The organism is Actinoplanes sp. NPDC051513 (assembly GCF_044454685.1).
GTDB lineage: Bacteria > Actinomycetota > Actinomycetes > Mycobacteriales > Micromonosporaceae > Actinoplanes.
Genome location: NZ_JBITDW010000027.1, coordinates 86,406 through 111,093 on the forward strand (window position 1 = coordinate 86,406; position 24,688 = coordinate 111,093).

The 24,688-nt window shown below is 68.7% G+C and carries 26 protein-coding genes and 2 pseudogenes; 15 read left to right on the forward strand and 13 right to left on the reverse strand.

The window, feature by feature from the left end; genetic code table 11:
- Positions 1-31 precede the first annotated feature (31 nt).
- The 3 genes from ACIA5D_RS43730 to ACIA5D_RS43740 all read right to left on the reverse strand — a co-directional run bounded on the left by ACIA5D_RS43730 (position 32) and on the right by ACIA5D_RS43740 (position 1,952).
- Positions 32-652, reverse strand: coding sequence for a MarR family transcriptional regulator (locus ACIA5D_RS43730; protein WP_396036601.1), 621 nt, complete (start codon positions 650-652; stop codon positions 32-34).
- Between the two features lie 25 nt (positions 653-677).
- Positions 678-1,211: a DoxX family protein gene (locus tag ACIA5D_RS43735; RefSeq protein ID WP_396036560.1), complete on the reverse strand. Its 534-nt coding sequence runs from the start codon at positions 1,209-1,211 to the stop codon at positions 678-680.
- A gap of 252 nt (positions 1,212-1,463) precedes the next feature.
- Positions 1,464-1,952: an RrF2 family transcriptional regulator gene (locus ACIA5D_RS43740; protein WP_396036561.1), complete on the reverse strand. Its 489-nt coding sequence runs from the start codon at positions 1,950-1,952 to the stop codon at positions 1,464-1,466.
- Between the two features lie 76 nt (positions 1,953-2,028).
- Here ACIA5D_RS43740 and ACIA5D_RS43745 point away from each other — a divergent pair, with 76 nt between their 5' ends.
- The gene (locus ACIA5D_RS43745; protein WP_396036562.1) at positions 2,029-2,775 is read left to right on the forward strand and encodes an SDR family oxidoreductase; all 747 of its coding nucleotides are present in this window, start codon (positions 2,029-2,031) and stop codon (positions 2,773-2,775) included.
- A 114-nt stretch (positions 2,776-2,889) separates the two neighbouring features.
- Here ACIA5D_RS43745 and ACIA5D_RS43750 read toward each other — a convergent pair whose 3' ends face one another.
- Positions 2,890-3,084, reverse strand: a complete 195-nt coding sequence (locus ACIA5D_RS43750) for a hypothetical protein (RefSeq protein WP_396036563.1) — start codon at positions 3,082-3,084, stop codon at positions 2,890-2,892.
- 381 nt (positions 3,085-3,465) lie between these two features.
- Between ACIA5D_RS43750 and ACIA5D_RS43755 the strand changes: the two genes are divergently transcribed.
- Complete coding sequence (locus tag ACIA5D_RS43755) at positions 3,466-3,648, forward strand: hypothetical protein (protein WP_396036564.1); 183 nt, start codon at positions 3,466-3,468, stop codon at positions 3,646-3,648.
- Between the two features lie 369 nt (positions 3,649-4,017).
- Here the strand turns inward: ACIA5D_RS43755 and ACIA5D_RS43760 are convergent, their stop codons facing one another.
- Positions 4,018-5,115: a winged helix DNA-binding domain-containing protein gene (locus tag ACIA5D_RS43760; protein WP_396036565.1), complete on the reverse strand. Its 1,098-nt coding sequence runs from the start codon at positions 5,113-5,115 to the stop codon at positions 4,018-4,020.
- A gap of 872 nt (positions 5,116-5,987) precedes the next feature.
- On the opposite strand from ACIA5D_RS43760, the gene ACIA5D_RS43765 reads away from it, so the two are divergent.
- The 5 genes and pseudogenes from ACIA5D_RS43765 to ACIA5D_RS43785 all read left to right on the forward strand — a co-directional run bounded on the left by ACIA5D_RS43765 (position 5,988) and on the right by ACIA5D_RS43785 (position 10,005).
- Positions 5,988-7,019 carry a hypothetical protein gene (locus ACIA5D_RS43765; protein ID WP_396036566.1) on the forward strand — a complete coding sequence of 344 codons (1,032 nt, stop codon included), beginning with the start codon at positions 5,988-5,990 and terminating at the stop codon, positions 7,017-7,019.
- A 90-nt stretch (positions 7,020-7,109) separates the two neighbouring features.
- Complete coding sequence (locus ACIA5D_RS43770) at positions 7,110-8,657, forward strand: FAD-dependent monooxygenase (protein ID WP_396036567.1); 1,548 nt, start codon at positions 7,110-7,112, stop codon at positions 8,655-8,657.
- A 197-nt stretch (positions 8,658-8,854) separates the two neighbouring features.
- Complete coding sequence (locus ACIA5D_RS43775; RefSeq protein WP_396036568.1) at positions 8,855-9,067, forward strand: transposase; 213 nt, start codon at positions 8,855-8,857, stop codon at positions 9,065-9,067.
- Between the two features lie 171 nt (positions 9,068-9,238).
- Positions 9,239-9,361 (forward strand): hypothetical protein, encoded by a 123-nt coding sequence (locus ACIA5D_RS43780; protein WP_396036570.1) that lies wholly within the window; start codon positions 9,239-9,241, stop codon positions 9,359-9,361.
- Positions 9,358-10,005: pseudogene (locus tag ACIA5D_RS43785) on the forward strand (response regulator). The gene ACIA5D_RS43780 and the pseudogene ACIA5D_RS43785 overlap by 4 nt, the downstream one beginning before the upstream one ends.
- 11 nt (positions 10,006-10,016) lie before the next feature.
- On the opposite strand, the gene ACIA5D_RS43790 reads toward ACIA5D_RS43785, so the two are convergent.
- Positions 10,017-11,081, reverse strand: a complete 1,065-nt coding sequence (locus ACIA5D_RS43790) for a LuxR C-terminal-related transcriptional regulator (RefSeq protein ID WP_396036571.1) — start codon at positions 11,079-11,081, stop codon at positions 10,017-10,019.
- A 133-nt stretch (positions 11,082-11,214) separates the two neighbouring features.
- On the opposite strand from ACIA5D_RS43790, the pseudogene ACIA5D_RS43795 reads away from it, so the two are divergent.
- The 6 genes and pseudogenes from ACIA5D_RS43795 to ACIA5D_RS43820 form a co-directional block, all read left to right on the forward strand.
- Positions 11,215-11,529: pseudogene (locus tag ACIA5D_RS43795) on the forward strand (MBL fold metallo-hydrolase); the annotation flags it as partial.
- Between the two features lie 262 nt (positions 11,530-11,791).
- The gene (locus tag ACIA5D_RS43800; protein ID WP_396036572.1) at positions 11,792-12,805 is read left to right on the forward strand and encodes a hypothetical protein; all 1,014 of its coding nucleotides are present in this window, start codon (positions 11,792-11,794) and stop codon (positions 12,803-12,805) included.
- A 36-nt stretch (positions 12,806-12,841) separates the two neighbouring features.
- Positions 12,842-13,876, forward strand: coding sequence for a methyltransferase (locus ACIA5D_RS43805; protein WP_396036573.1), 1,035 nt, complete (start codon positions 12,842-12,844; stop codon positions 13,874-13,876).
- Between the two features lie 25 nt (positions 13,877-13,901).
- A complete protein-coding gene (locus ACIA5D_RS43810; protein WP_396036574.1) occupies positions 13,902-14,186 on the forward strand; it encodes a hypothetical protein in 285 nt (94 codons plus the stop codon).
- A 3-nt stretch (positions 14,187-14,189) separates the two neighbouring features.
- Positions 14,190-14,537, forward strand: coding sequence for a hypothetical protein (locus tag ACIA5D_RS43815; RefSeq protein WP_396036575.1), 348 nt, complete (start codon positions 14,190-14,192; stop codon positions 14,535-14,537).
- On the forward strand, positions 14,534-14,743 hold the full coding sequence (locus ACIA5D_RS43820) for a hypothetical protein (protein WP_396036604.1): 210 nt from the start codon (positions 14,534-14,536) through the stop codon (positions 14,741-14,743). Before ACIA5D_RS43815 ends, ACIA5D_RS43820 begins: the two co-directional genes overlap by 4 nt.
- A 169-nt stretch (positions 14,744-14,912) precedes the next feature.
- Here the strand turns inward: ACIA5D_RS43820 and ACIA5D_RS43825 are convergent, their stop codons facing one another.
- On the reverse strand, positions 14,913-15,716 hold the full coding sequence (locus tag ACIA5D_RS43825) for an SDR family NAD(P)-dependent oxidoreductase (RefSeq protein WP_396036576.1): 804 nt from the start codon (positions 15,714-15,716) through the stop codon (positions 14,913-14,915).
- A 72-nt stretch (positions 15,717-15,788) separates the two neighbouring features.
- On the opposite strand from ACIA5D_RS43825, the gene ACIA5D_RS43830 reads away from it, so the two are divergent.
- Both ACIA5D_RS43830 and ACIA5D_RS43835 read left to right on the forward strand, forming a co-directional pair.
- The gene (locus ACIA5D_RS43830; RefSeq protein ID WP_396036577.1) at positions 15,789-16,379 is read left to right on the forward strand and encodes a TetR family transcriptional regulator; all 591 of its coding nucleotides are present in this window, start codon (positions 15,789-15,791) and stop codon (positions 16,377-16,379) included.
- Between the two features lie 113 nt (positions 16,380-16,492).
- On the forward strand, positions 16,493-17,296 hold the full coding sequence (locus ACIA5D_RS43835) for a maleylpyruvate isomerase N-terminal domain-containing protein (protein ID WP_396036578.1): 804 nt from the start codon (positions 16,493-16,495) through the stop codon (positions 17,294-17,296).
- A gap of 503 nt (positions 17,297-17,799) precedes the next feature.
- Here ACIA5D_RS43835 and ACIA5D_RS43840 read toward each other — a convergent pair.
- The 6 genes from ACIA5D_RS43840 to ACIA5D_RS43865 all read right to left on the reverse strand — a co-directional run bounded on the left by ACIA5D_RS43840 (position 17,800) and on the right by ACIA5D_RS43865 (position 24,681).
- The gene (locus ACIA5D_RS43840; protein ID WP_396036579.1) at positions 17,800-18,897 is read right to left on the reverse strand and encodes a hypothetical protein; all 1,098 of its coding nucleotides are present in this window, start codon (positions 18,895-18,897) and stop codon (positions 17,800-17,802) included.
- A gap of 27 nt (positions 18,898-18,924) precedes the next feature.
- On the reverse strand, positions 18,925-20,694 hold the full coding sequence (locus ACIA5D_RS43845) for an ABC transporter permease (RefSeq protein WP_396036580.1): 1,770 nt from the start codon (positions 20,692-20,694) through the stop codon (positions 18,925-18,927).
- Positions 20,691-21,419, reverse strand: a complete 729-nt coding sequence (locus ACIA5D_RS43850; RefSeq protein ID WP_396036602.1) for an ABC transporter ATP-binding protein — start codon at positions 21,417-21,419, stop codon at positions 20,691-20,693. The genes ACIA5D_RS43845 and ACIA5D_RS43850 overlap by 4 nt, the downstream gene beginning before the upstream one ends.
- Positions 21,419-21,937 carry a PadR family transcriptional regulator gene (locus ACIA5D_RS43855; RefSeq protein ID WP_396036581.1) on the reverse strand — a complete coding sequence of 173 codons (519 nt, stop codon included), beginning with the start codon at positions 21,935-21,937 and terminating at the stop codon, positions 21,419-21,421. Before ACIA5D_RS43855 ends, ACIA5D_RS43850 begins: the two co-directional genes overlap by 1 nt.
- Before the next feature lie 669 nt (positions 21,938-22,606).
- On the reverse strand, positions 22,607-23,551 hold the full coding sequence (locus tag ACIA5D_RS43860) for a hypothetical protein (RefSeq protein WP_396036582.1): 945 nt from the start codon (positions 23,549-23,551) through the stop codon (positions 22,607-22,609).
- An 83-nt stretch (positions 23,552-23,634) separates the two neighbouring features.
- Positions 23,635-24,681: a hypothetical protein gene (locus ACIA5D_RS43865; protein ID WP_396036583.1), complete on the reverse strand. Its 1,047-nt coding sequence runs from the start codon at positions 24,679-24,681 to the stop codon at positions 23,635-23,637.
- Positions 24,682-24,688: the final 7 nt, after the last annotated feature.

Below are 24,688 nucleotides of genomic sequence, written 5' to 3' on the forward strand. Positions count from 1 at the left end.
GGTGGCTCCGGCTGCGTGGCACAGTGGTGCGTCAGTCCTCGGCAAGCTTGTCGGCGGCGGTCTGCCCGGCGGTGATGGTGTTACGCAGGAATCCGGCGAGCAATGACAGCTCCGCCTCCCCGTACTGCGCGCAGATCTGATCCATCGATTTGTTCATTCCCGAGTACAGACTGAACAGCTCCGCGTTGCGGTCGCGCAAGGCCCTGAGAATGACCGCCCGGCGGTCGGCCGTGTCACGCTCACGGACGATCCAGCCGCCGCGTTCCAGCCTGTCCAGGATGCCGGTCATCGTGGCGGGGTGCAGGCCGGCGCGGCGGGCCAGTGCGGTCGGGCTGAGTGGGCCGTGCCGGTTGATCAGATCGAGGCAGTCGAGATCGACATCCTTGAGGTCGGCTTGGGCGCCGACCTGGTGGTTGAGCAGCGACAGCTGGATGCTGAGCTCACGTAGCGACTCCTTGATCTCGTTTACCAGCTGCCGCTGGCGGCGTCGGTTGCCTACACCTTCAGATGCTACGGGACTCATACATTTCTCCGCTCGAGCCACATAATACAGCTCTCGTACTTTACCGCCGGCCGAAGGCACGGTTTCCGGCTCGGCCTCGGAAACGTCGAGAACCGCAGGATGAAACTCCCTGCGGTTCTCGACAACCATCAACGCCGGACCGTGGCCGACGTCGTCACGCGACGGGCTGGCGGGTTGCGCCGACCTGTCCGGAGCTGGCTTGTGGCTGCGCGGACTGCGGGCGGGTGCCCGAGTAGAGGACGATGACGTTGACGATGGCCGCGGGGACCAGCAGGCAGAGGGCTACGACCAGCGTCCACGGCGAGAAATCCGGGCTCGAGGTGATGAGGTCCCAGCGGCCGATGACGATCGCCGCGCCGATGCAAGCCAGTAGCGATGTCTCCAGTACGTTGAGGAACTCGTTGGCGCGCACGTGGAACCCGGCGGCCATCAAGCTGATGACGGCGAGCCCGAGAGCCGCCAGCGGGGTCAGTCCCGGCAGGATCCCGGTCGCCCCGGGCAGCACCAGACCCGCGGCGGCGAGGACTTCCGTGACGCCGATGAGGATCACCTCGGCGCGCGGCAGGCCGGCGAACCCGACCCAGTTGTCGAGGCCGCGGCCGAGGACCTTCGGGGCGCCGCCCGCCAGGAAGAACAGGGCCAGGAAGCCCTGCGCACTCCAGAGAACGACATTCAACGTGGTGTTCATTCAACTGCTCCTTCGCGTACGTGAAGGTCCGGCGATCCGGCTCGCAGCTGCTTGCTCTGCAGGTGCCTTCCGCTGTCGCCCCTCCCAGAGGCCGCAATACGCACGACCGATATTACGGGAAGCATATCATCTGTTTTTGGGAGCAGTGATGAGCGTAAGCGGTGTGACAGAGGTCGCGCCGCACAGCGTGGAGAGCGAGTGGGCCGGTCGGTACCCGGGCAAGCGCGCTGGATTCCGGTGGATGGGCCCGGACTACTCCGTTGCCGAACGGGCCGCCACGGTGAGGCGAGACCGGGTGCGAGCCGGCGCCGAGGGCGGCAGCGTGGCCAGGATGTCGGCCAGAGTTACGCCGGCGAGGCTGCGCCGCCAAGCGTTGTACGCCTCGGCCATCTTCTCCGCCAGGATGCAGACGCTGCGGCATTCGTCGGCGGGCAGCGCCCCGCGGCCCTGCTGGCGGATCTCTCGACACTGGTAGGGGTCCGACACACCGTCCACCGCCTCGACCATCTGCAGCAATGTGATCTCGGTCGCCGGCCGCGCCAGGCGGAACCCGCCCCGCGGACCGGGCGTCGCCGACAGCACACCGGCCTTGACCAGGGCCTGAAGTTGTTTGGCCAGTGAGGCTGCCGGCAGGTCGTAGTACTCCACGAGTTGCGCCGCCGACGCGGTGGTACCCGGTTCCAGCTGGGCCAGCGTGCTGGCGCAGTGCAGGACCCACTCGGTGCTCACAGGCAGTTTCACGGTGCTAGTCTATCGCAGATATTGCGGACCTTTTTTATCCGAGATAAGGTCGGCTCGTCTGAGAAGGAGAACCACCATGCGGATCGCAGTTGCCGGCGCCACCGGCAATATCGGAAGACTTACTGTCGCGGCCCTCCAGCGCGACGGCCACGAGGTCGTACGGATCAGCCGCTCGCTCGGCGTGGACCTGGTGAGCAGGGAAGGACTTGACGCCGCCCTGGACGGTGTCCAGTCGGTTGTCGACGTGACGAGCGCGCCGCCGGGCGATCGGGCCGAGACGGTCGCCTACTTCGGCGCCGCCGCGCGAAACCTGCTCGCCGCCGAGAAGATCGCCGGAGTTCGTCATCACGTGCTGTTGTCCATCGTCGGTGTCGACCGGATCCAGGGCAACGCACACTACGCCGGCAAACAGGAGCAGGAGCGGATCGTGAGCGCGGGCCCGGTGCCGTGGACGATCGTCCCGGCAACGCAGTTCCACGACTTCGCCGCCACGGTGACGAGCTGGACCGAGCAGGACGGTGTCGCCACGATCGCGCCGCTGCTTGTGCAGCCGATCGCGCCGGCGGACGTGGCAGACGCCCTTGCCGAGATCGCAGCAGGTGATCCGGGCGGTCGCCACGTCGACCTTGCCGGCCCGGAGACGCATGACCTCGTCGACATGGCCAGGCGCACCAACGACGCACGTAACCGCGCGGTGCGGCTCGTTCCGACCTGGTCAGGGCTGCTCGGCCTGGAGATGGCCGGAGACGTGCTGCTTCCGGGTGAGGACGCTCGCCTCGCCAAAACTACGTTCGACGAGTGGCTCCTGGGACAGCAGCAGTAGGCGGTCGCAGGACCATGATCGGCGCGAGGAAGGCAGCCAATGGGCCCGGGCCTCGCCGTCGGGCATCAACTCGCCTGCGAGCCGGATGGCCTCGTCGCACCCGGGTCCGCCCATTCAGTTGGCGGTCGAATAGAGGCGGGCGACCCCGCCGGCCAGATTCGCCTGGACCTGGCGTGCGTTCTCGTCGGCGAGTATCTCGATGGAGCCGTCCTCGAGGGCGTCGAGCGACAGCGCGGCGATCACCGCGGGATCGCACTTCGGGGCGTCGACGGACGCGACCATGTCGGTGTCCATGTATCTGACGTGCAATGCCGCGACCTTGTACCTGCCGAAGATGCCATCCGGGCAGGTCAGGCAGCTTGCCTGTACTCGTGCAGGATGCCGCCGAGGCGGTCATGCCGGTGGATGTTCAAATGCGCGATCCGGTCCGGATCGGTGATCGGTTCGGGTAGCAGGGCGAGTGGCCGGGCGTTGGCGATGCCCTGGTGCGGTCTGTGGGTGTTGTAGGAGACCTCGTACTCGCAACAGCCGCAGCAACGCGAACGCGTTCGTGATAGCCAGGTACGCCAGTCGCAGCAGCATGAGACAGCATCATCGTGCAGTCACCGACGGCAAGGGCAAGGAGCAAACGGGACCGACGATCCAAGATCGTCTTCACCTGCCGGAAACCCACTGACCAGCGCGGATGTATTGTCGGCAGGTACAACCTTCGCCGTCGTCCAAGTCCTCGTCCGGACCATCCGGGCCTACATCGCTTCGTGGAACACCGCTGCGCGACCGTTCCAGTGGACCGCCACCACCGACGAAATCCTGGCCAAAGTCCGGCTCGCTCAGCTCAACGTCAAGAAACTCGTCGCGAACAACCAGAAGTAAACCGATCAGCATCACGATGCACTAGGCCGTCGCACCAGATCGCGCGCAGCTGTTCGTCGTCGAATCCGCGGAACTCGGCACCGATGCGGAGCTCGAGCCTCCGGTATGGCTGGCTCGCGAACTCCAGCCGCACCCAGAAGTTCTGTTGATCTATGCAGCGGTCTCCGGCGGAAGCCCGCGACCGGGATGGGCAGCCCACCCGTCGCATCGGGAACGACGCTATCCGCGTCCGTGCGTCGCACAGAACTCGGCGAGGCAGCCCCGTTCGGCCAATCAGGAACGGTTACGAACCGTAATGGCGTTTCGGGCGACCCGCGCATGCTCGGTGGCAGAAGAGGATGTGCGTGCCGCCGGCGTAGTGAGCTGACGCTATTGGCCAAGTCCGGCGAGCAGGCTGGTGACGACCCGTGGGTAGAGGTTGAGGAAGGTCGCCTGCCGGGCCGCCGCCGCGTCGAGTGCCTCCGACTCGGCGGGCGTGAGCGCGCGGTAGAGCACCGCCTCGACCAACAGGGTGTCCTTGGTGGAGGTGCGCCGCCAGTGCCCCGCCACCTGTCCGTCCAGCAGCAGTATTCCGTTGGGCACTGCCGTGCCGGGTGGGAGCGAGCGCGCTGTGCCGGAGGCATCGAGCACGTACTTGCTCTCCGCGAACGCCACCACGTACTCGTCGTACCCCTGCACCAGATGGACGGTGGGCGACGCCAGCACGGCGTTCTCATGCCATCCGGACCAGTAGGACACCCCGTCGACGAGGTCGTGGCGCAGGCGGTCGCCGGCCAGTTCCACGCCCCGCGCGATGTCGGCGAGGGTGAGGCTGGACCACCACCTGAGATCTTTGGCGGTGGCCGGGCCGTGGCTACCGAAGTAGCGGGTGACGAGTTCGGCGAGCGCCTCGTCCGGGTCGCGTTCGGGCGCGGGCGGCACGCGCGCCTCCAGCAGCGTGTACGTGTGCAGCTTTCCGCGTACCGGCCCACTGCACATGAGGCCGTCGAGCTCCGCGTGCATCAGCAGGTACCCCAAGCCAAAGCCCGTGTTCGGCAGGCCCGCGCCGCCGACGACATCGGCCAACTCCTTGCGGGTGCGGTGGGCGCCGCCGTCGAGCGCCTCGGCGAGCAGGTCGTGTGCCTTGGCGAAGGCGCCGTCGTCGAGACCGGCCCGACGGTAGGCGTACGCGTTCGTGGCGTGCACCCGCGGGCCGGTAAGCCGCAGCAGCCACCGGATGTCGTCGGGCGTCACGAAGTGCCAGGTCGGCCGCAGCACGTGGGTACGTAGAAACTCGCCCGCGTCAAAGGAACGCTGCACCTCGGCGTCGGTGGTGCCGGGCAGCCGCTCGCCAAGCGACCACTTGGCCGGCCCGAAGTCCTGCGACTGCACCGCTCCAAACCATCGCACGACGTCCACAGGCGCCCGCAAGACGGGATCGCCGGCCAGAAGAGCGCTTCGCAGGCGCCGCTCGGCGATAGCTCTCACGCCCAGAGCCTAGTCAGGGATAGAGCCATCACCAGCACACCGCGTGCCGGGCCACCGGTTACGCGCGCGGTGTAGGTCGCAGCGGTAGGCCGGCTGCGACTGGGCAGCGACCTGCGCTCGCCGAGCCGATCGGCTCCACGCGAAGCGATTGGTCCGGGCTTTCCGCGATCGCGTCGCACGCATGGACCGCCGCGCCGGCTGGGTGGCATAGACGCCGAAAACGTCGTAGACGGCGGTTTGTAGGCAGTCTGCGTGGTTGGGGTCAGCGACGGCCAGCGCCGAAGCGACAGCGGTAAGGCCGGCAGGATCCTCGCGCCGCAGCAGCGCTTGAGCAGTCGCCAGGGTGACGGCGGTGTCGCCGGCGTCGAGCAAGAGTCTCTGTAGCGGCCTCCGGGCACGGGGCGTCTCGACGAAACTTGCCAGGGCCCGCCCGGCGTCGACCCGGTCACGGTAGTCAGGACTGAAGTTCCACCCCGGGACCGGACACCGGAAATTCATGCCGCGAGGGCGATGGGTGGACGGTAGCAGACACGCGCTTCGCGTGGTGTCTGGTGTTTCACGGTGGAATGCAGCCTTTTGTTGTTGTAGTAGGGCAGTTGGGCCTGTTCATCGTGTGGCTGCGTCATGCCGGGCCGGCCGTCAGTGGCGTCGACGCGTCGCTGGGCATCGGGGAGGTGCTGTCCGGGCCGGGGGTGGGCCCGGTGCGGCGGGAACGGCGGATCAACGGGGTACAACAGCTGGAGAAGCGCCGTGAACCTCAGGTCAGGCTCTCACCTGGACGGCCATGTCGAGGTGTAGCTCGCCGCAGCCAGCCGTTAGCGGGGCAGGATTCATGGGTACGGACCTTGTGGTGCGACTGTCAGGGGGACAGCATGCTGCGAATCCTGTTCACCCCGGAAGACCTCGCGTCGACGCGGTTCCTGCCCGAGCCCGCTCCGATGCTGGAGCTGAAGTTCGTGGCCGTCGGGCTGCGCCGGGGGATTCGTGCGTCGTGGGGAGAGCGGTGGCGCAGCGCCGCGCTGGCGGCGATCCCGGTGTCGGCGCGGCCGGCGGTGCGTCAACTCGGCGGACACTTCTCCTGGGCGTTGTCACCCACGATCGCCGTCAGCGCTGACTTCGACGAAGGGATGGAAACGTTTCTGGGTATCGGCACAAAGCGGTTGCGTCAGGAGATGGCGCTGTATTTCAGCGCCCCCAACTCGGGTGTTCCGTTGTTGCCCCGCTATGCATTCGAGGGCGACCGCGAGGCCGGACGGGTGCTGGCGCACGGGACGAAAGCCGCGTTCGTGGCGGCGGCGCAACCATATTGGGCCGATATCCGGGCCAACCATCACAGCGAACTGGCGCACCACGGACGGCTACTGGCGTGCCGTGGGGTTGGAGCCGCGCTGACCACGGTGATACCCGGGGCGCGCTGGCGCGGCGACTGCCTGCTGATCGACAGTCCTCAGGACCGCACGGTCCGGTTGGGCGGGCGGGGGCTGCTGATCACGCCGGCCGCGTTCTGGACGGGACCGCCGCTGGTGGGCGAACTGCCTGATCAACCGGTCCTGCTCGCCTACCCCGCCCCGGCCGTGCTGAGCATCCGGGTCGGCACCGAGCCCGACTCCCTCGCGGCGATCCTCGGCGCGACCCGGGCCGCGGTGCTGCGCCTGCTGTCCACCGAGCACACCACCGGTGACATCGCACGGCAGCTTGGCATCAGCGCGGCGTCGGCGTCGGCGCACAGCGCGGCGCTGCGGGCGGCCCGCCTGATCTTCAGCCGCCGCGACGGCAAGGCGGTGATCCACCGCACGACCGCCTTGGGCCTGGACCTCATCAGGCTCAACACCCCGTCATCGAGCTCCGATGGTGTTCAGCATGCGGTTGATCGTGTCGTCACGATGCGACCGGGCGGCGGGTAGCAGTCATTTCGGGCTCGGCCGAAACGTTTTCCGGGTATGCCGGCGGCGCGCCACGATGGCGATTGATTTCGCTGACTGAGGAGCGTTGCAATGGTTGCCGATGTCGTGATTGCCGGCGCCGGTCCGAACGGGCTGATGCTCGCCCGCGAGCTGAGCCTGGCCGGCGTGCATCCCGTTGTGCTGGAACGTCTGCCTGAGCCGAGGCGGGAGAACCGGGCCAACGCCCTGATCGGCCAGGTGGTCCAGATGCTCGACCGCCGCGGTCTGTATCAACCACTAGCCGGGACATCCGAGCCACCGCAACCGATCCCGGCGTTCTTCTTCGGCGCCGTGCCCATGGACCTGCACATGCTCGACGACAACCCCTTCTATCTGCTGCCCGTACCGCAGACCCATATCGAGCGGGTGCTGGCCGAACGCGCTGCCGAGCTGGGCGTCGAGGTCCGCAGGGGCCACGAGCTGACCGGGCTGTCCCAGAACGCCGACACTGTCACCGTCGAGGTCACCGGCCCGAACGGGCGTTATCAGATCGACGGCCGCTACCTGGTCGGCGCGGACGGTGCGCACAGCATGACCCGCAAACTCGCCGGCATTGGATTTCCCGGCGCGGCAAGCGATGACATCGTCTGCCGCCTTGCAGAAGTCGCCGTACCCGAGGAGTTCGTCGACCCGGCCACCGGTGGGCTGAACCTGCCTGGTCATGGCTACATCCCGCCGATGTACAACCGCACCGAACAGGGAGTCTTCGCCTACGCGCGGCTTCCGTCCCGACCGGAAATGGTGTTCACGCTCGAGTGGACAACCAGCGGGATCGATGTCGACGGATCGCTGACACTCGAGGAACTTCACGACAGCATCCACCGGGTCATGGGCGCGGACCTGCCGCTGCGGCCACCCGACGGCTCGGGACCGTATCGGATGGATCGGTGGATCGGCGTCGACACCCGGCTGGCCGACCGGTACCGCGACGGCCGGGTGCTGCTGGTCGGCGACGCCGCCCACGTGCACTTCGTGATCGGCGGACCGGGACTCAACCTCGGCCTGCAAGACGCGGTCAACCTCGGCTGGAAGCTGGCGGCGGTGATCCATGGCTGGGCGCCGGCCGGGCTGCTGGACAGCTACGACGCCGAGCGGCGGCCGGTCGGTGAGCGGGTGGCCATGCACAGCCAGGCCCAGCTCGCGCTGCTAGCCCCCGGCGCCGAGGTCACCGCCTTGCGTGAACTGTTCACCGAGCTCCTGCGTGACCAGACCACCGTGGCGCACATCGCGAACCTGATGGCGGGCGCGGACATTCGCTACGACATGGGAATCGGCGAGACCCACCCGCTCGTCGGCCGGTGGGCCCCCGACCTGCTCCTCACGACCGGCAAGGGCCAAGTCCGGCTCGCCGAGCTGACCACGACCGCCCGGCCGCTGCTGCTCGACCTCACCGAAGACGCATCGCTCGCAACAGCGGCGCACGAGTGCCGCGACCGCGTCGACACCGTCACGGCCCACACCAAGGACACCTCGACCACCGGCCTGCTCCTGCGCCCGGACTGCTACCTCGCCTGGGCCACCGACACGCCTCGCCCGGATCACCACGACCGGGAATCTCTGCGTGCCGCACTCACCACCTGGTTCGGCCCGTCCAGTTAAGGCCTGCGGCTGTGGCGGGAACGCCACTTACTGATCGGCACGATCCAGGACGTCACCGACGCTGAGGAAGATCCCGCCGCCCGCAGCCAGCAGCCGTACACGCACACCGGGCCCGGCGCGAACACCGCGTGAGCTTCCCCCGGTTTTCCGGACACCTGGGGTGAGGTGGCCGGCGGCGTCCAGGAAGGATGTCGTCTATGCCTGTCCCACACCCTGCCGAGTTCCGCCAGCGGGCGGTCGAGCAGGCGCGGATCGGCGACAAGCCGGTCCCTGAGCTGGCCAGAGATCTTCGGTTCAGCGAGTCGTGCCTGCGGAACTGGATGGCTCAGGCTGACGCAGACAACGGCGGCCGCGCTGATCGGTTGAGCACCGAGGAGAAGAAAGAAACTCGCCGAGTTGCGCCGGCGTAACCGTCAGTTGGAGATGGAAAACGAGATCCTCAAGCGGGCGGGCGGCGTATTTCGCTAAGGAGAACATTCTCCCAAAGTAGTGTTCCGGCTGGTCCAAGAGCTCGCCGTCGACGGTATCGATGTCGCGGTGTCCTGCCAGTTGCTGGGGGTGTGCCGGTCGGGTTACTACGAATGAAGGACCGGCCCGCCTCGGCCTGGGACCAGGAGAACGAATTGCTGCTCAAGCAGATCAAGAAGTTCCGCGTGCACGCCGTGCTGCCCCTGCCCCCGGCCAGTGGCGAGGCCGCGTCGTGATCGGCGTGCTGATCGCCGACGACCAGGACCTCGTCCGCATCGGCCTGCGGGCATTGATCGAAGCAGAGGACGACATGCGGGTGGCCGGGGAGGCCGCCGACGGTCTCACCACCGTTGCCCTGGCCGGCAATACGCACCCCGAGATCATCCTGATGGATGTACGGATGCCGGGCATCGACGGGATCGAGGCGACCCGCCGGCTGGCCGCCGACCCTTCGATGACAACACCCGGGTCATCGTGCTCACCACGTTCGAACTGGACGAGTACGTGTTCGACGCGCTACGCCAGGGCGCCAGTGGGTTCCTCACCAAAGACACCAAGGCCGCGGAACTGCTACGCGCGATCCGCCTGGTCGTCCACGGCGAGGCCCTGCTGACCCCCTCGCCGCGTGGTACGCGAATTCGCGTCTCGACCCACCCGCCCGCGCAACCCGCACCCGCACATCGACACGCTCACCGAACGGGAAAGGCAGATCGTCGGACTCGTCGGCGAAGGGCTCAGCAACGACGAGATCGCCGAACGACTCGTGGTCCGCCCCGCTACGGCCCGCACCCACGTCAGCCGGGCCATGGTCAAGCCGGGCGCATGCGACGGCGCCCAACTGGTCGTCTTCGCCTACCAATCAGGACTCGTCGACCCCTGAACTGTGGCGGATCAGCGGTGCACGGTTGCTGCGTGGTGATGTTCGAGAATGTGGTCGGCGAACAGTCTGGCGACGAGTTCGCCGCGGCTGGTCACGCCACACTTGGAGAAGATCGTTTTGAGGTGGTCGTTGACAGTGTGGCGCGAGATGCACATCTCGGTGGCGATCTCTTTGGTCGACAGTCCCCGGGCGAGGAGTGGCACCACTTCGGACTCGCGTTGGGTCAGGCCGTGGGACTCGAGGACGATGGAGACGAGGTCGCCTGGACCGGCGGGCTCGACCACGACGCCGACCTGGTACTCACCGAGCGGGGCAGCGTGGAGGCGGAACCAGCGGCCCGAGCTGCCGCGGGCGCGCATCGAGATCCCGGTGGCGTTCTTCAGATTCTCGGCTCGTCGCGCTGCGGCCAGGGCGACCGTCGGCACGTCGACGTCGACGCCGTGGATGGCGAACTCGGCCAGCACCTCGGCTGCGCCGGGCGTTGCCGAGACGAGTGACGCGTCGCTGTCGATGACGAGCATGGTCGGCGCCTGGTCGGCGGTGGCGCGGTCGCGGCGCATCACGGCGGAGCGGATCGCTCGGGCGGCGACGGGGACGAGTTCGAGGACCGCGTGCGATTCTGCGGCGGGGAACGGTCCCAGCTCGGCGCTGCGGACCAGGGCGGCGACGGCCCAGCACGACGCGCCGGTGGTGAAGGCCACCCGGATCTCGTCGCCGCCGCCGGCGGGTTCGTACAGTTTGCGGTAGCGCGGGCTGCGAGCGAGGTCGCCGTCGGTCAGTTGCGACAGCGTGGCGACGGGTTCAGCGCTACGCGCCAAAGAAGTGAACTTGGCGAAGTCAGGGTCAAGCAGCTCGTTGTCCCAGAACGGCGTGCACTGGGAGGGGTCGAGCCCTTCGACGATGCCGCCGAAGGGCAGCATCGAGTCGGTGTCGGTCAGCAGCAGCGCCGCGACCGAGAACGCGGCGACGCCGTGCAGCGCCTCCAGCACGTCGCCGAGCAGCTCGGTCAGCGGCCGCTCGGCGGCGTCGGCGGCGAGCACACGGTCCCGTGCGGCAATAACCTGGTCGATGCCCACTCTTGGCAGCGTACGACGGGTCAAGGGTCCAGTCACCCCCTCGTTCATGGGGGTCAACCCCCGTGGAGCATTCCAGTGAAACCCGAGGTCGCGGGATCCACGGCGCGTCGACGCATTCGTACGCTCGATACTCATGGCCTACGAACCTGCCGTTCCCACGATCATCCGCCGTCCCAAGCGGGTCGCCGATGAGGCGTGGCTGATCCATCAGGTGCAAGAGGCACTCGGCGCGCCGCTGCGCGTGTACCTGAACTCGTTGGTGATCCGCGGCGCCGAGCCGGTCATCGTCGACACCGGCACCGTCGCTAACCGTGCGCAGTGGCTGGACGACGTGTTCGGGCTGGTCGATCCGGCCGATGTGCGCTACGTCTTCATCTCCCACGACGACGTCGACCACACCGGCAACCTCGCCCAGGTCATGGAACACTGCCCGAACGCGACGCTGCTCGCATCGTGGGCGCTGGTCGAGCGGTTCTCCACGCCTTCGAGTTCCCACTGCACCGCACCGGCAGGCTCCGCTCGAACGCCGGCGCCCACCGGTACAGGCCGCGCAGCGCGACGGTCGCCACCGGCGAGGCGGCGTACACGGCACCGCGCGTGGTCGGTGCCGCCGTGCCGCTCGCGCCCGCCGCCGGCACCTGTCATCGAGCAACCGATCCCCACCCCGGTCGGAAGCCGGCTGGAACGCGGCCGTCGATCCAGGAGGTCTCATGCCGAAAACAGTCCTGACCAGCGCGGCGGCAATCGTCTCCGTCCTCGTCTCGAACCTGTCCGTCCCCGCCGCGGCCTCCGCGGCTACGAGCGAGGCCGGTCGGACCGTCGCGGTGTGTTTCGCGCCGCGCGGGAACCCGGATCTCGAGCGCACCCGGCACGTGCCGGACTCGGCCGTGCCGCATCTTGTCCGTGCCACGGCGTCGTACCGGGGTCCGTGCGCGCAGTACGGCGAGTCCGCGCAACGTGGGAACGGCGTACTGAGGGCGTACTCCCAGTCCGAGAACGGCGTGCCGCGGGGGATCGGCCTGGTGTTCGACGCGAGCACCCTGGACGGCCTGCCCTACGATCCGCCGAACGAAGGCCGCTGGTGCTACGACCGCGACGGCGATGGCACCGAGGACCGGATGACCGAGTGCAGCGGCGGCTACGAGAACGCCTTGCACCTCAGCGACGCCTTCCGACGCAGCGTGAACTCGCCGTTCACCTACGTGCTGGTGAACTGGAACCCGACCGGTCATGTCCCGCCAGGGGTTTACGACCTGCCGCATTTCGACGTGCACTTCTACGTCAACGACAACTCCGCGCGGCTCGCAATCCGGCCGGGTCCGTGTCCGGCGCTCGTGAACTGTGCGGACTACCGGCTGGGCAAGGATCTGCCCGCGCCGCGGTACCGGCACTCGGACTACGCCGACGTCGACGCGGTGGAGCCGGCGATGGGCAACCATCTGGTCGACCCAACCGGGCCGGAGTTCAACGGTGAACGGTTCACCCACGCCTTCGTCTACGGCACCTGGGACGACGATGTGACCTTCTATGAGCCGATGGTGACCCACGAGTGGTACCGCGGTCTGGTCGACGGCACCCGGGACGACGCCTGTTTCCCACTCAAGCTGCCCCACGCGTGGGAGCGATCCGGCTGGTATCCGACCAGGTACTGCCTGCGCTACCGGGAGAACCGGGACGAGCTGACCACCTCCATGGAGGGCTTCGTCTTCAGGCATGCCAGCTGAGCCGACCACCATGACCGACACCCTGTGGAGGTTTTCATGACCACGGACACCGATCGAGCATTGTCGCCCGTCCCCTTGATGCAACTGGCGACCGGCTTCTGGGCGTTCAAAACGCTCGCCGCAGCCCATGAGCTCGACCTGTTCTCCCGCCTGTCCGGTACGGCCGGTACGACGGCCGGAGAGCTTGCCGAGGCGCTCGCGATCGAGGATCGACCGGCGGACATGCTGCTCACCGGGTGCGCCGCACTCGGGCTGCTCGTGAAGAACGACAGCCGCTATGTCAACAGCCCGATCGCCGAGGAGTTCCTGGTCCGAGGCACGCCCTACTATTTCGGTGGCTTTGTGCAGATGCTCGACCAGCGGCTGTATCCCGGGTGGGGCAGGCTGACCGAGGCGATCCGCACGAACCGCCCGACCACGTGGGATCCGGATAAGCAGAGCTCTCTCTTCGAGGGCGAGGATCCCCGGCTGCTCGCCGTGTTCTGGGAGGCGATGCACTCGCTGTCGACGTTCACCGCCCGCGCGCTCGGCCGGGCCGTCGACCTCAGCGGCGCGCGCCGGTTGCTCGATGTCGGGGGCGGCTCCGCGGCGTACGACATCGAACTGTGCCGGCTCTACCCCGGCCTGACCGCGACGGTGTACGACCTGCCGAAGGTGGCCGACATCGCCGCCGGAAAGGTCGAGGAGGCGGGCCTTGCGGGACGGATCGGTACGGTGGCCGGCGACTTCTTCGCCGATTCCGCGCTGCCCGATGGGCATGACACGATCCTGCTGTCCATGATCATGCACGACTGGGCGGAGGACCGTTGCCGCGCGATCCTCCGGAAATGCTGGGCGGCACTGCCGAGCGGTGGTCAGGTGATCATCGCCGAGCTGCTGGTCAACGACGAGCGAACCGGCCCCCCGGCCGCAGCACTGATGAGCCTCAACATGCTGGTCGAGACCGAGGGCCGCAACTACACACCGGCCGAGTACGGCGCATGGCTGGCCGACCTCGGCTTCCACGACGTACGCACGGTCTGGTTCGAGGCGGCCGGAGCGAACGGCGCCGTGATCGGCCGCAAACCGTGATGTCAGGCCAGCCGCGGCGCTGAGCATGGTGTTCCGCTCGCGACTTCTCGGCCGCCAGCAGTGGCTGGAACGCTTCGGAGACGGCGTTGAGAACCGGGCGTTCGCGGTGGCCGACCCGCAGGTGCACGAGCACGGTACGGCCGCCGTCGTGGTCGGTGTGCTGTATCAGCAGACGTCCTGGGTTGCGTCCACGGGAGTGGTGTACGACTCGGGCCGGTTCCGGATCTCGCTGACCGCGGTACGGTCGGCCGGCAGGTGGCTGCTCGGCAGCGTCCACATCGGACCGTTACAGGTGCCGCCGCGAGGGTAAGCCATGTACGCCAAGCTCGTGCTGCTCGTGAACATCAAGTTGAGCGTGCTGGTCGCCGCCGTGATGTGGGGAACCGGGCTGTCCCTCGGCCGCGCGATGACCCGCTACGACGCCGCGACATTCCTGACCGACGGCAAACACATGATCAGCAATCTGGCGACGGGTGATGGCGGCGTAATGATCGCCGCTGTCGTGGTCGGGCTGGCCACCGTGACGGTCGCGGCCGCCGTGCTCGCGCCGGTGTTCACGGCGACGACGGCGCGTCGGCCCCGGCGGCACGTGCTGCCGGCCTGGCCGTCCACATCGTGTGCGGGCGGCGACGTGACGGGTAGGACGGGAGTTTCGTTGTGACACTGTTCGACTACGTGATCGTCGGCGCCGGCCCCGCGGGGTGTGTGCTCGCCAACCGCCTCTCCGCGGATCCCGGTCGTGAGCGGTTGCCGAAGTCGGAGTTGACCGCTTCTTCGATGGCGCCGCGTCGCGCGAGCAGTGCCGCCTTGAAGTTCTTCAGATCACTGCGCCGCTTCGTCAGTGACGGCGCCCCGTCGCGGAGGTAGGCGGCGCGCTGAACAGCGAGGATTGTTTCGAAGCGTTCCGCGTCGGATTGGCCGGCGGACGTGGCGGGGGATTGCGGTATGGCGCTGGTCATGGGATGGCTCCTCGATCGACGGTTGGTGGTGGCGGCGGCGACGAGGGCAGCGCCCGGCGGGTCTGCTCTCGGTGACGTCAGGCGTTGCTCATGGCGCGGCGCTGAGTCGACCCCATGATCCGGACGACGAGGCGACGCGGCAGGAACTTGCTGGCCAGCGACAGCGTCCGGCCGTTGGTAATCACCGACGGTGGGGCGGAGCGGCGGTCGAGCGTGTCGAGGGCGATCCGCACGACGTCCTCGGGGATTGCCCGCTTCGCGCCGTAGTCGGCCGCCTGGCTGCCGGCGGCGTCGAAGAACTCGGTCTGCATCGCACCCGGGCACACGGCCAGGACGCGTAGACCGGTGCCGCGGGTCTCCTCCCACAGCGATTCGGTGAAGCTGAGCACGAACGCCTTGGTGGCGCCGTAGACGCTCAGGTACGGGGTCGGCTGGAAGCCCAGCAGGCTCGCCACGTTGATCAGGACGCCGGTACGGGCGGCGGTCAGCGGGTCGATGTAGGCGCGGCTGAGGTCGACCAGCGCGCCGATGTTCAGCGCGATCATGTCTTGCAGACGGTCCGGGTCCTCGTCGGTGAAGGTGTTGTGGGTGCCGAAGCCCGCGTTGTTCACCAGCCCGGTGGCGTAGATGCCGCGGGATTCCAGCTCGGCGCGCAGCGTGCGCCCGGCGTCGGGCAGGCCGAGGTCGCGGGCGATGGTGGTCACGGTGACGCCGTGGGCACGGGTGAGCTCGCCGGCCAGGGCTTCGAGCCGGTCCGCTCGGCGGGCGACGAGCACGAGGTTCGAGCCGCGGCGGGCCAGCTGACGCGCGAATTCCGCGCCGAGACCGGAGCTGGCTCCGGTGACGATGGTGGTCTGGTTCGAGTAGTCAATCTTCGTCATGTCAACACTATATGCACGGCCCTGCACGGAGTGCAAGTTGCTACACGATATGAATAGATGTACCGTCGGTGCATGGCTCAGAAACCGGTACCTCTGCGTGAGCAGACCCGCTCGGTGGTGCGCTCGCTGCTCGCCCGCACCGCGGTCGAGTTGTTCGCCGAAAAGGGGTTCGATGACACGACGGTCGAGGAGGTCGCCGCGGCGGCCGGTGTGTCCCGGAGGACGCTGTTCAACTATTTCCGCAACAAGGAAGACCTGGCGCTCAGCGGCTTGGACGAACAGGGCGAGCTGATCGCCGCGCGCTTCGCGCAGCGCCCGGCCGACGAGGGCGCCTGGGCGTCGCTACGCGCGGCGTTCCAGGTCCTCGACGAGATCCAGATGACGGCGCAGCGGCGACTTGAGCTGGTGACGTTCCTGTTCAGTAACGACTCCCTGCGCGCCGGTCACGCCGAGAAGCAGGCTCGCTGGCAGGACCTGCTCGCGCCACTGATCGAGCCACGACTGCCCGACTCCGACCGTCGCACCCTCCAGGCCCGCGCGATCGCGGCCGCGGCGATCACCTGCCTGCAGACAGCCAACGAGGAATGGGTCCGGCTGGGCGGGCAGGTCGACCTGTTCGACCTCTACGACACGGCCGTACGGGCCGTCCGCCGTCCCGGCTGAGCCCATCCCCGCCGCGCAGTCCGACGTATTAGACCACCCACATCACCAGGACGTCGCTGCCTTCAGCGACCCGAAACCCGCCAGCGACCCCAAAACAGAGAGAAGAAGATGACATGGCCTCTCGCCTCCCTGCAGCGGACCTGCGCAACATGGTCGCCGCCCTGCGCGCCGAACGCACCCAAATGCTCGACTTCACCAACTCCCTCAGCGACGACGAATGGGCGGCACCCAGCGCCGCGAAAGGTTGGCGCATCGCCGACATCGTCGCCCACATCGGTGCGACCGCGCGGAACTTCTACACCCCAGCCGGGTTCCGCACGGTCCTCGCCCCGAGCCTCGAACAGTTCAACGAGCGCCCCGTCGACCGGCGCCGCGCCTGGAGCCGGGCACAGGTCATGGCCGAATACACCCGCACCAGCCGGCGAGCGGCCACGCTGCTCGACGTCGTGCGGCGCACACCCGCCACCCGCGCGCGGGTACCGCTGGCCGAACTCGGCCGCTACCCCCTGGGCCTCATGATCGGCGGTGCGCTCGTCTTCGACCACCACACCCACCTACGCCACGACATGGCCCCCGCGCTCAACCGGCCCACCCCGCCCACCGACGCCGACCGGATGCGGGCGGTCCTGACCTGGATGATCGCCGTACTGAACAACCAGATCACGCAGAAGCCCGTCGCCGGGCTCGACGCCCGCGTCGCCCTCACTCTCACCGGCCCCGCCGGCGGAACCTGGTGGATCGACGCAGCGGGTGTCCTCACTCCGGCCGGCGGCCCCGTCGCCGCGCACGTCACCGCCCCCGCACTGAGCTTCCCCGACTGGGGCACACAACGCTCCTCCTGGCGCGACAGCGACGTGACCGTCAACGGCGACACCGAACTCGCCGCCCGTCTCCTGGACGCGGTCAACGTCATCTGACCGGCCAAGAGCCAGCGAAGCGCCGTCGCCAGGGCGGCATTGCAGGCGGCCAGCGCGTCGAGATAGCGCTCCTGCAGGCGAAGCAGGTAGCCGAGCATGGTCAGCAGCTCCGCACTGCTCGGCGCCTGGGCCAAGTCGGTGCGCACGATCTGTTCTGCCTCGGCGTACCGGCCGACGTCGGCCAGGTCGTCGGCGCGTCGGCAGGCGGCGTCGATGTCGTTCACCGAACGGGGCGCTCCTCGAGGTAGGCGACGGACGCCCGGGAGCGTGTCCTATCGCGACATCCAGCTGCGGCCAAAAGGGCCGCCGGCCAGCCCTTGGATCGCCACGCCAGGCACGGTAGCGGTCGGGGCGCGCAACTTTTAGTACGCACGCGCGCACCTCTGGCTGGAGACCGAGCCGGGTAGTGGCCCGGGGTCACTTCGCGGACCTGATTCGAGACAGAGCCAGGCGGCGCCGTCGATCGGGCAGCGGCCGTCCTTGGTCGCATAGCGTCTTGCACGTCAAGGACAGCGCGCTGGCACCGGCGAGCACAAACCGGTCGTCGGGATGGCGACGCCGGCATTTCCGCCGCGGTGCCTCCGGCCTACTCCCACGGCGTCGAGCGTGCCGAACCGCCGACACCGTCGAGCACACGAGGCAAAGTTCTTCCTCCCCAGGCGAACCAATTCTACTTGGTGCACCTGTCCGGAAAGATCATGGCGGCTCAACGGTTGGCCGAGGCCGGTACCGGTTAGGTCGCCGTCGCGCAGGTCGCCGTCAAGTCCGGCGCCGGCGTCGATGCGCCGGTCCAGTTGCATGGCGGTCACGATGGTTGGGCTGCCGAGTGAGTGGCCGTACCCGCCGATGCGGGTCGGGTCGAGGGTTCGGTGGAGGCCGTGGGGCAGGCGGGAACCGGCAGCGGGGTTGCGTCCGGCGGCGACGAGCTGGATGAGTCGGTCCAGCACGAACAGGGTGTCGGCGGTGCGGACCGAGCGGAGCAGGTCGTCGATGGGTATGTCTGGTTTTTGGGATACGACCCTGCCGTCGGGGAACTCGACGGCGCCGGCGTCGTAGGTGTGGTCGATGCCGGCCACGACGTAGCCGTGGCTGGCCAGCTGCTCGTGTAGCCCGGTGTTGAGGGCGACGCTGACGCCGTAGCTGTGGGAGAACAGCAGGATCGGGCGCCGGTTGGCGATAGCGGCGGCGTCCTGGCGGCTGTGGGTGGGGAGGGCCAGCAGGTCGTCGGATGGTGGGCGCCGGAGTTCTCGTTGATGAACTGGACGTAGCGGGTGGCGACGGCGGTGGGCAGATATGCCGCTGCCGGGTGCTGACGCTGGTCGCCGGCGGCGGGGTACCACAGCCGGACCATCAGTTCGCGCGCCTGGGGGGTCGGTGCCAGCGGATCGATACGGGTGTGGTCGACCAGGTGCACGGAGGTGGTGCCGACCCGGTACCGGCCGGTGGGTGCCGGCAGGCTCAATGTGGGAGCCCGCTGCGCCAGGGCCGTGTGGGATCCGGTGGCGACGGCAGTGGTCGCTGCTACTGCGGTGGCGAAGCCGGTGCGGAGCAGCGTTCGACGAGTGGTCATGGTCGGGTGCCTCCCCTGTGTTGGCTGGCACGTTCGTGGGCGAGTCCGGGCGGGCCCGTTACTCGTAGCGGACGGCCTCGGTGACTCGGATCTGGGCGGCGAGTCGGGCCGGCACGCTGGTGGTCACGGCCACCGCCGCGGCGACCGCGACCGGGACCAGCGCGAGATACCACCATGGTGCGAAGACTGCACCGTTCTCGGCGCCGCCGGTGATGCTCACCACCGCCAGGTAGAGCCCGACTCCCAAGGGGATCGACAGCAGCGCAGCGAACACTGCCACGAGCGCCTGGGCGCTGACGAGGCTGGCGGTGATCTGTGCGGGCGTCAGTCCGATGGCCTTGAGCACTCCGAAGTCGCGGATCTGTTCGCGGACCGTCAGCAGCATCACCGCCACCAGCGTCGTCGTGGCGATGATGATGAGGACGGCGTCGAGGCTGTAGATAAGCGTGGACAGTTCGGTGGGTACATCGCTGACGGTGCCGACCGTGGGGATACGCAGTGCAGCCCGCATCTGCATGGTGGCGACGACAACCGCGCCGGTCACGGCGACCGCGGTCGCCGTCCAGAAGGTGCGCCTGCGGCGGGCGATCAGATCCTTCAGGCCCAGGGTGGCCGGCAGCGGCAGGCCGGCGCGGGCAACGGCGCGGGCGAGCCGTCCGGTCGGGGTGGGTGCGGCGGAGCCCGCGCGGATGGCGTTGAGGGTGCTGGACCGGGTCACGCGCCGGGCGGCCAGGAAGGCGCTGAGCAGCAGGACCGGGAGCACCACGGCGCTGGCCAGCAACGCGTGCCACGGCTGGATCGCCAGGCTTGGTGCGCCGATGAGGGTCTGCGCGCTGGGCGCGGCCAGGCGCGGGGCCAGGGCGGCGCCCACCGGGAACCCGACGGCGACCGCGGCGAGTCCGAGCGCGGCCGTCTCGACCAGGAACACCGTGCTGACCTGACCCGGGGTGAGCCCGACGGCCTTGAGCAGCCCTATTTCCCGGTACTGGGCGCTGACCCGGGCGGCGGTGAGGATGCCGGTGACGGCGAAGCCGACGATCAGCAGCAGGATGGTGAACATGCCCAGGATGATGGTGATCGGCTGACTGTCGAGCAGGGCGTCTTCGCGCTGCTGCTGCCAGGAGAGCATGGCGATCCCGCTGTTGGGGTGGGCGGCCGCCGGGAGTGCGGCCAGGGCGGCGGTGGCGAAGGCCGGCGCGGCTGCGGGGTCGCTCAGCCGGACCGGTTGGGTCCACACCCAGCGGGTCTGGTCGGGCTGGATCTTCTGCAGGGCGTCGCGGCTGATCCAGCCGAGGCCGGGGTTGTGCCGGGGGTATCGCGGTTGGCTGGGTGAGATACCGGTACCGACGACCGTCAGACTCGTGGCGCCGGCCGGCGTCGACACCCCGATCACGCTGCCGACCGTGATGTGCAGGGCGGCGGCGAGACTGCGTTCGAGCACGATCCCGGAGCCCGGCTGCGACGCGCCCTCGGTCCGGACGGGAGCGTTGATTGCGGGCGGGCCGCCCAGCCCGGCGAACTCCAAGGGTTCGCTGTGGCCACCGATAATGGCGGTTCCGAATGCGCTTGGAACCGGGTCGTCCCGCTCGGCAACGACGGGCAACGCGGCGACCGTGTGTGCGTCGTCGAGCGACGGGACGACCGCGAGCACGTCTGCGCCGTGCGCGGCTTGGAACGTCCGCTGCCACGGATCGACCGCGCTGGCTCGTACCTCCAGCGCGATGACCAGCGTCGCCGCGGCGGCCGCTGTGATCACTATCGTGAAGGTGGCCGCGAGCAGGCTGGAACGGATACCGGCGAGCGCGAGTCGGACCAGGGTGAGCGTCACTGGTCGCCGCCCAGGTCGAGCAGGTCCGGTACTGTCCGGGCCGGTTCCAGTCGGCCGTCGGCGACGATCCGCCCGTCCCGGAGCCGGATCACCCGGTCAGCGGCCGCCGCAGCCCGGGCATCGTGCGTGACCATAAGCAGCGTCTGCCCGCGCCGTCGGGCTTCGCCGAGCAGGTCGAGCACTCCCCGTGCCGCCGCGGAGTCCAGGTTGCCGGTCGGTTCATCCGCGAGCACGATGTCGGGCGAGTTGGCCATCGCGCGAGCCAGTGCAACCCGCTGCTGCTGCCCCCCGGACAACAGGGCGGGTCCCGCGTCGCGCCTGTCCGCAACGCCGAGCTCGTTCAGCAGTCCGATAGCACCGCGCCGCGCCGCCCGTCGACGCTGGCCGGCCAGCAGCAGCGGCAGCTCGACATTCTCCGCCACGGACAGCGCCGGTAGCAGGTTGAAGAACTGGAAGACGAACCCGATGCGGCGCCGGCGCAGGCGCGCCAGCTTCGCCTCGCTCAACCCGTCGATGCGTTGCCCGCCGAGCCACACCTCTCCGGCCGACGGACGATCGAAGCCCGCCAAGAGGTTGAGCAGCGTGGACTTGCCGCACCCGCTCGGTCCCATGATCGCGACGAACTCGCCCCGCTCGACTGCCAGGTCGACCCCATCCAGGGCACGCACCGGCGCACCACGGGACAGGTACGTCTTGACGAGCGCCCGCGCCTCCAATACCGGCATCACGCGATCTTCCCTTCTTCGATGAGTCTCGACTCGATCAGGTCGAGCCACTCCAGGTCGGCGCGCAGATGCAGGATCGAGCCCTCCACGAGCAACCGCGCGGTCGGACCGTGCCGACGGGACTGCAGCAGCCCGTCGAGGTCACGCAACGACTGCAGGTACTCGTGGCGCTGGTTCTCGATCAGCCGGCCCGGCTCCGCCAGCTGCGCCGCCGCCACCGCAACGAGCTTCATCAAGAACTCGCTTTTGAGCCGCATGCCGGAGACCGGACGGTTGACCCATTCCTCCAGCACCGCCCGGCCCGCCGCGGTGAGCCGGTAAACCCGCTTGCCCCGCGCGTCCCCTCGGACCTGCTCACTGGTCACCAACTCGTCGCGGGTCAGCCGGGCAAGGGTGGTGTAGATCTGCCCCGCGTTCAACGCCGGCAACAGGTCCTCGAACTTCCCGTCCAGGGTCTGCTTCACCTCATACCCGTGTGCGCCGTCACCGTGGAGCAGGGCCAGCACTACTTCCTTCATGGCTAGCGAGGATACATACCCGATACCTATTGCTCAAGTGCCATGCCGCCCCGTCCACCCCGATGACTCACGAAGGTCCAGGAACCAGCGGCATTGGTTCGTGCTCTACCTGTCGGCTGGGCCACGGCGTCTACGGACGCATCGCCGGCACCGACGAGGCCATCGACCGCTTCCTGATCACGTTCACACGGCCGTCCACCAAGCACTGCCCGGTAGCGTCGGTACCCCCCATCTGGCGGAGGCCGGCACCGGCCCGGCCCTGATCGCATTGGCGGGCTGCGTGGGTGTGCTGCTCGGCCGCCTCGCGCGCTCGGCCGCCTCGCGCGCTCGGTGGCGCTCGTGCTCGGGTCGATGACCCTCGGCGAGCTTCAGGCCAGCGGTCACGACCAGCGGCTGTGGCTCGGCGCACTGCTGCGGCCGTTCATCGACCCGCCGCCGGGCTGCGCTGCTCGGGCGGCGACCGGCCACCTGGCACCTGGTCTACCTGCTGGGCATCGCGGTCGCCGTGGCCGCCCTGGCCCTGTGGCTGACCCAGATTGATCATGTACGCGAAGTGGGCACGAATTTGTGCGGAGCACTCAGTTGGGCGCTCGATCCGCCCGTCCAGGTTGGTGGGGTGTTTGGTTGGCCGTCGGCGGTGGCGTGGTGGTAGGGCGTGTCGTCATCTCGTCACCGGTCCGTCCGGGGTGCCGGATTGTTGTAGACGCCGATCACCGTGCCGTGGTCGTTGATATCAAGCGCCGCCGTGACCGCGGCTTTGGGGAAGGCCACCTCCGTGCGCGTACCTGCGCGGAGCGCGTATCCACCGACTCCCGGCTCGAGTACCAGGCGGGTGGCGGTGGTGAGGGCTACGTCGCCGCGATTGTTGAGGCCGAACGGGAACGTGACCGGGGCTGCCGGCACGTCGATGACGGTGTAGTCGCGGCCGATCAATAGGAACGCGTGTAAGGTTCCGGCCCGATCGGCGTACAGGCCGACCATCTGGCCGCGGTCGTTGACGTCAAGGATGGTCGCGCCGATCGCGCCGGCCGGCCCGTCGATGACCATGAATCTGCCACGGTCCCACACGAACCCGTGTGTCCCGCCGTCGCCGGTGTTGTACTGGCCCACGACCTGGCCGTGGTTGTTGATTCCGAATGCCTGGGTGGCGACCGACCCCGGCGCGTCCAGGCTGACGAACCGACCGCGAGGGTCGCGCACGAAACCGTGCAACGTGTCGTTGCAGTCGGCAATCTGGTAACTGCCAACGATCGTGCCGCGGTCGTCGAGGTCGATCGGCTGCGTGGCGCCGGCGCCGGGAAAGTCGATCCGGCTGAAGCGGCCGCGCACGTCGCGCAGGAAGCCATGCACGCACGCATCCGCGGTTTGGGCGTAGCCGCCGGTGATGTCGCCCCGGTTGTTGATCCCGACGAGTTCACCCGCGTAGGGACCGAACGGGACATCGAAGCCGTGGTAGCGGCCGTGTTCCAGGACGAACACCGGGACAGGAGCTCGCGGCCCTGATTGGCGTCCGTCTGCCGCGGCAGACGTTCCAGTACCGAGCATGGCGGCGACGAGTGAGGTGGCGACGACCAGCCGCAGGGCGCGGCGATGATGGGGGGTGAGCTGATCCACGATTTCCTCCTAACCATGTCGATGAACGAAATTCGTGGCTCCGGTCGGCCGCTGGAGGCCGGCCGCCCGGCCGAGGTGCCACGTCAATGTGGTGCTCCCTTCAGCAGGTTGGCCATGCCGGGCATCGCTAGGCCGGCGTCGGGCGCGCTCGGGGCCGCGTTCGGGTTGCCGTACATGCCGGCCACGGTGCCGGCGTCGTTGATGTCGAGGGCGACGGTGCCGATAACCGCGCCGGGGACGTCGATGCGGGTCACCGGTCCGCCGGCTCCGTCACCCAGCACGAAGCCGTGCACGTCGGTGGCCGTGGGAACCGGCAGCGCGTCGGTGGTGAAGCCGGCGATCTGGCCGCGGTCGTTGATGGCGAACGGAAACGTGTACGTCACGCCGGGCATGTCGATGGTGGTGTAGATGCCGCCGGTGAGCAGGAACCCGTGTGGCGCTCCGGCCGCATCGGCGTAGACGCCGACCATCTGACCGCGGTCGTTGATGTCCAGCACGCTCACCTGGCCGGCGCCGGCCGGCCCGTCGATCGTGGTGACACGGCCGCGGTCGAACCGGTAGCCGTGCACGGACCCATCGGGGTTGAGGTAGTCGCCCACCACCTGGCCGCGGTTGTTGACTCCGGTGGCCTGGGTCCGCACGGCACCGGCGATGTGGATCGTGGTGTACCGGCCGTGCTGGTCGCGTACGAAGCCGCGCGCCGGCACCGCGTCCTGACACGACGGATCGGCCCGGTAGCTGCCGACGATCACGCCGCGGTCATTGATCCGCATCGGCTGGGTGGAGCCGCCGTTCGCGGCAGGGGCATCGATGCGGGCGAACGCGCCGTTCCTGGTACGCAGGAAGCCGCGCAGACAGTCGGTTGCCGGATCGCGGTAGCCGCCCGCGACCTGGCCAGGGTTGTTGATCGCCGCACCGTCGCCCCCGGACTGACCGAACGGCACGTCGAACGCGGTGTACCGGCCCCGCACGTACACGAATACCGGGCTTTGCTGCCGCACATCGTCGATCGATGCGGCGACCGGCCGCAACCCGGGCTGGTCCGGTCGCGCCGTCGCCGCGGACGAGGCCCCAACGCTCGCCACGGCGAATCCGATGGCGGCCAACCCGATCAGTATGCGTTTCGTCATGAGACAC

Bases quoted from the DNA above. Each gene is read 5' to 3' on its own strand.
- ACIA5D_RS43730 (WP_396036601.1), bottom strand. From the start codon at position 652: ATGGTTGTCGAGAACCGCAGGGAGTTTCATCCTGCGGTTCTCGACGTT.
- ACIA5D_RS43735 (WP_396036560.1), bottom strand. From the start codon at position 1,211: ATGAACACCACGTTGAATGTCGTTCTCTGGAGTGCGCAGGGCTTCCTG.
- ACIA5D_RS43745 (WP_396036562.1), top strand. From the start codon at position 2,029: ATGCGGATCGCAGTTGCCGGCGCCACCGGCAATATCGGAAGACTTACT.
- ACIA5D_RS43765 (WP_396036566.1), top strand. From the start codon at position 5,988: ATGCTGCGAATCCTGTTCACCCCGGAAGACCTCGCGTCGACGCGGTTC.
- ACIA5D_RS43770 (WP_396036567.1), top strand. From the start codon at position 7,110: ATGGTTGCCGATGTCGTGATTGCCGGCGCCGGTCCGAACGGGCTGATG.
- ACIA5D_RS43775 (WP_396036568.1), top strand. From the start codon at position 8,855: ATGCCTGTCCCACACCCTGCCGAGTTCCGCCAGCGGGCGGTCGAGCAG.
- ACIA5D_RS43780 (WP_396036570.1), top strand. From the start codon at position 9,239: ATGAAGGACCGGCCCGCCTCGGCCTGGGACCAGGAGAACGAATTGCTG.
- ACIA5D_RS43800 (WP_396036572.1), top strand. From the start codon at position 11,792: ATGCCGAAAACAGTCCTGACCAGCGCGGCGGCAATCGTCTCCGTCCTC.
- ACIA5D_RS43805 (WP_396036573.1), top strand. From the start codon at position 12,842: ATGACCACGGACACCGATCGAGCATTGTCGCCCGTCCCCTTGATGCAA.
- ACIA5D_RS43810 (WP_396036574.1), top strand. From the start codon at position 13,902: ATGGTGTTCCGCTCGCGACTTCTCGGCCGCCAGCAGTGGCTGGAACGC.
- ACIA5D_RS43815 (WP_396036575.1), top strand. From the start codon at position 14,190: ATGTACGCCAAGCTCGTGCTGCTCGTGAACATCAAGTTGAGCGTGCTG.
- ACIA5D_RS43825 (WP_396036576.1), bottom strand. From the start codon at position 15,716: ATGACGAAGATTGACTACTCGAACCAGACCACCATCGTCACCGGAGCC.
- ACIA5D_RS43830 (WP_396036577.1), top strand. From the start codon at position 15,789: ATGGCTCAGAAACCGGTACCTCTGCGTGAGCAGACCCGCTCGGTGGTG.
- ACIA5D_RS43835 (WP_396036578.1), top strand. From the start codon at position 16,493: ATGGCCTCTCGCCTCCCTGCAGCGGACCTGCGCAACATGGTCGCCGCC.
- ACIA5D_RS43850 (WP_396036602.1), bottom strand. From the start codon at position 21,419: ATGCCGGTATTGGAGGCGCGGGCGCTCGTCAAGACGTACCTGTCCCGT.
- ACIA5D_RS43855 (WP_396036581.1), bottom strand. From the start codon at position 21,937: ATGAAGGAAGTAGTGCTGGCCCTGCTCCACGGTGACGGCGCACACGGG.
- ACIA5D_RS43865 (WP_396036583.1), bottom strand. From the start codon at position 24,681: ATGACGAAACGCATACTGATCGGGTTGGCCGCCATCGGATTCGCCGTG.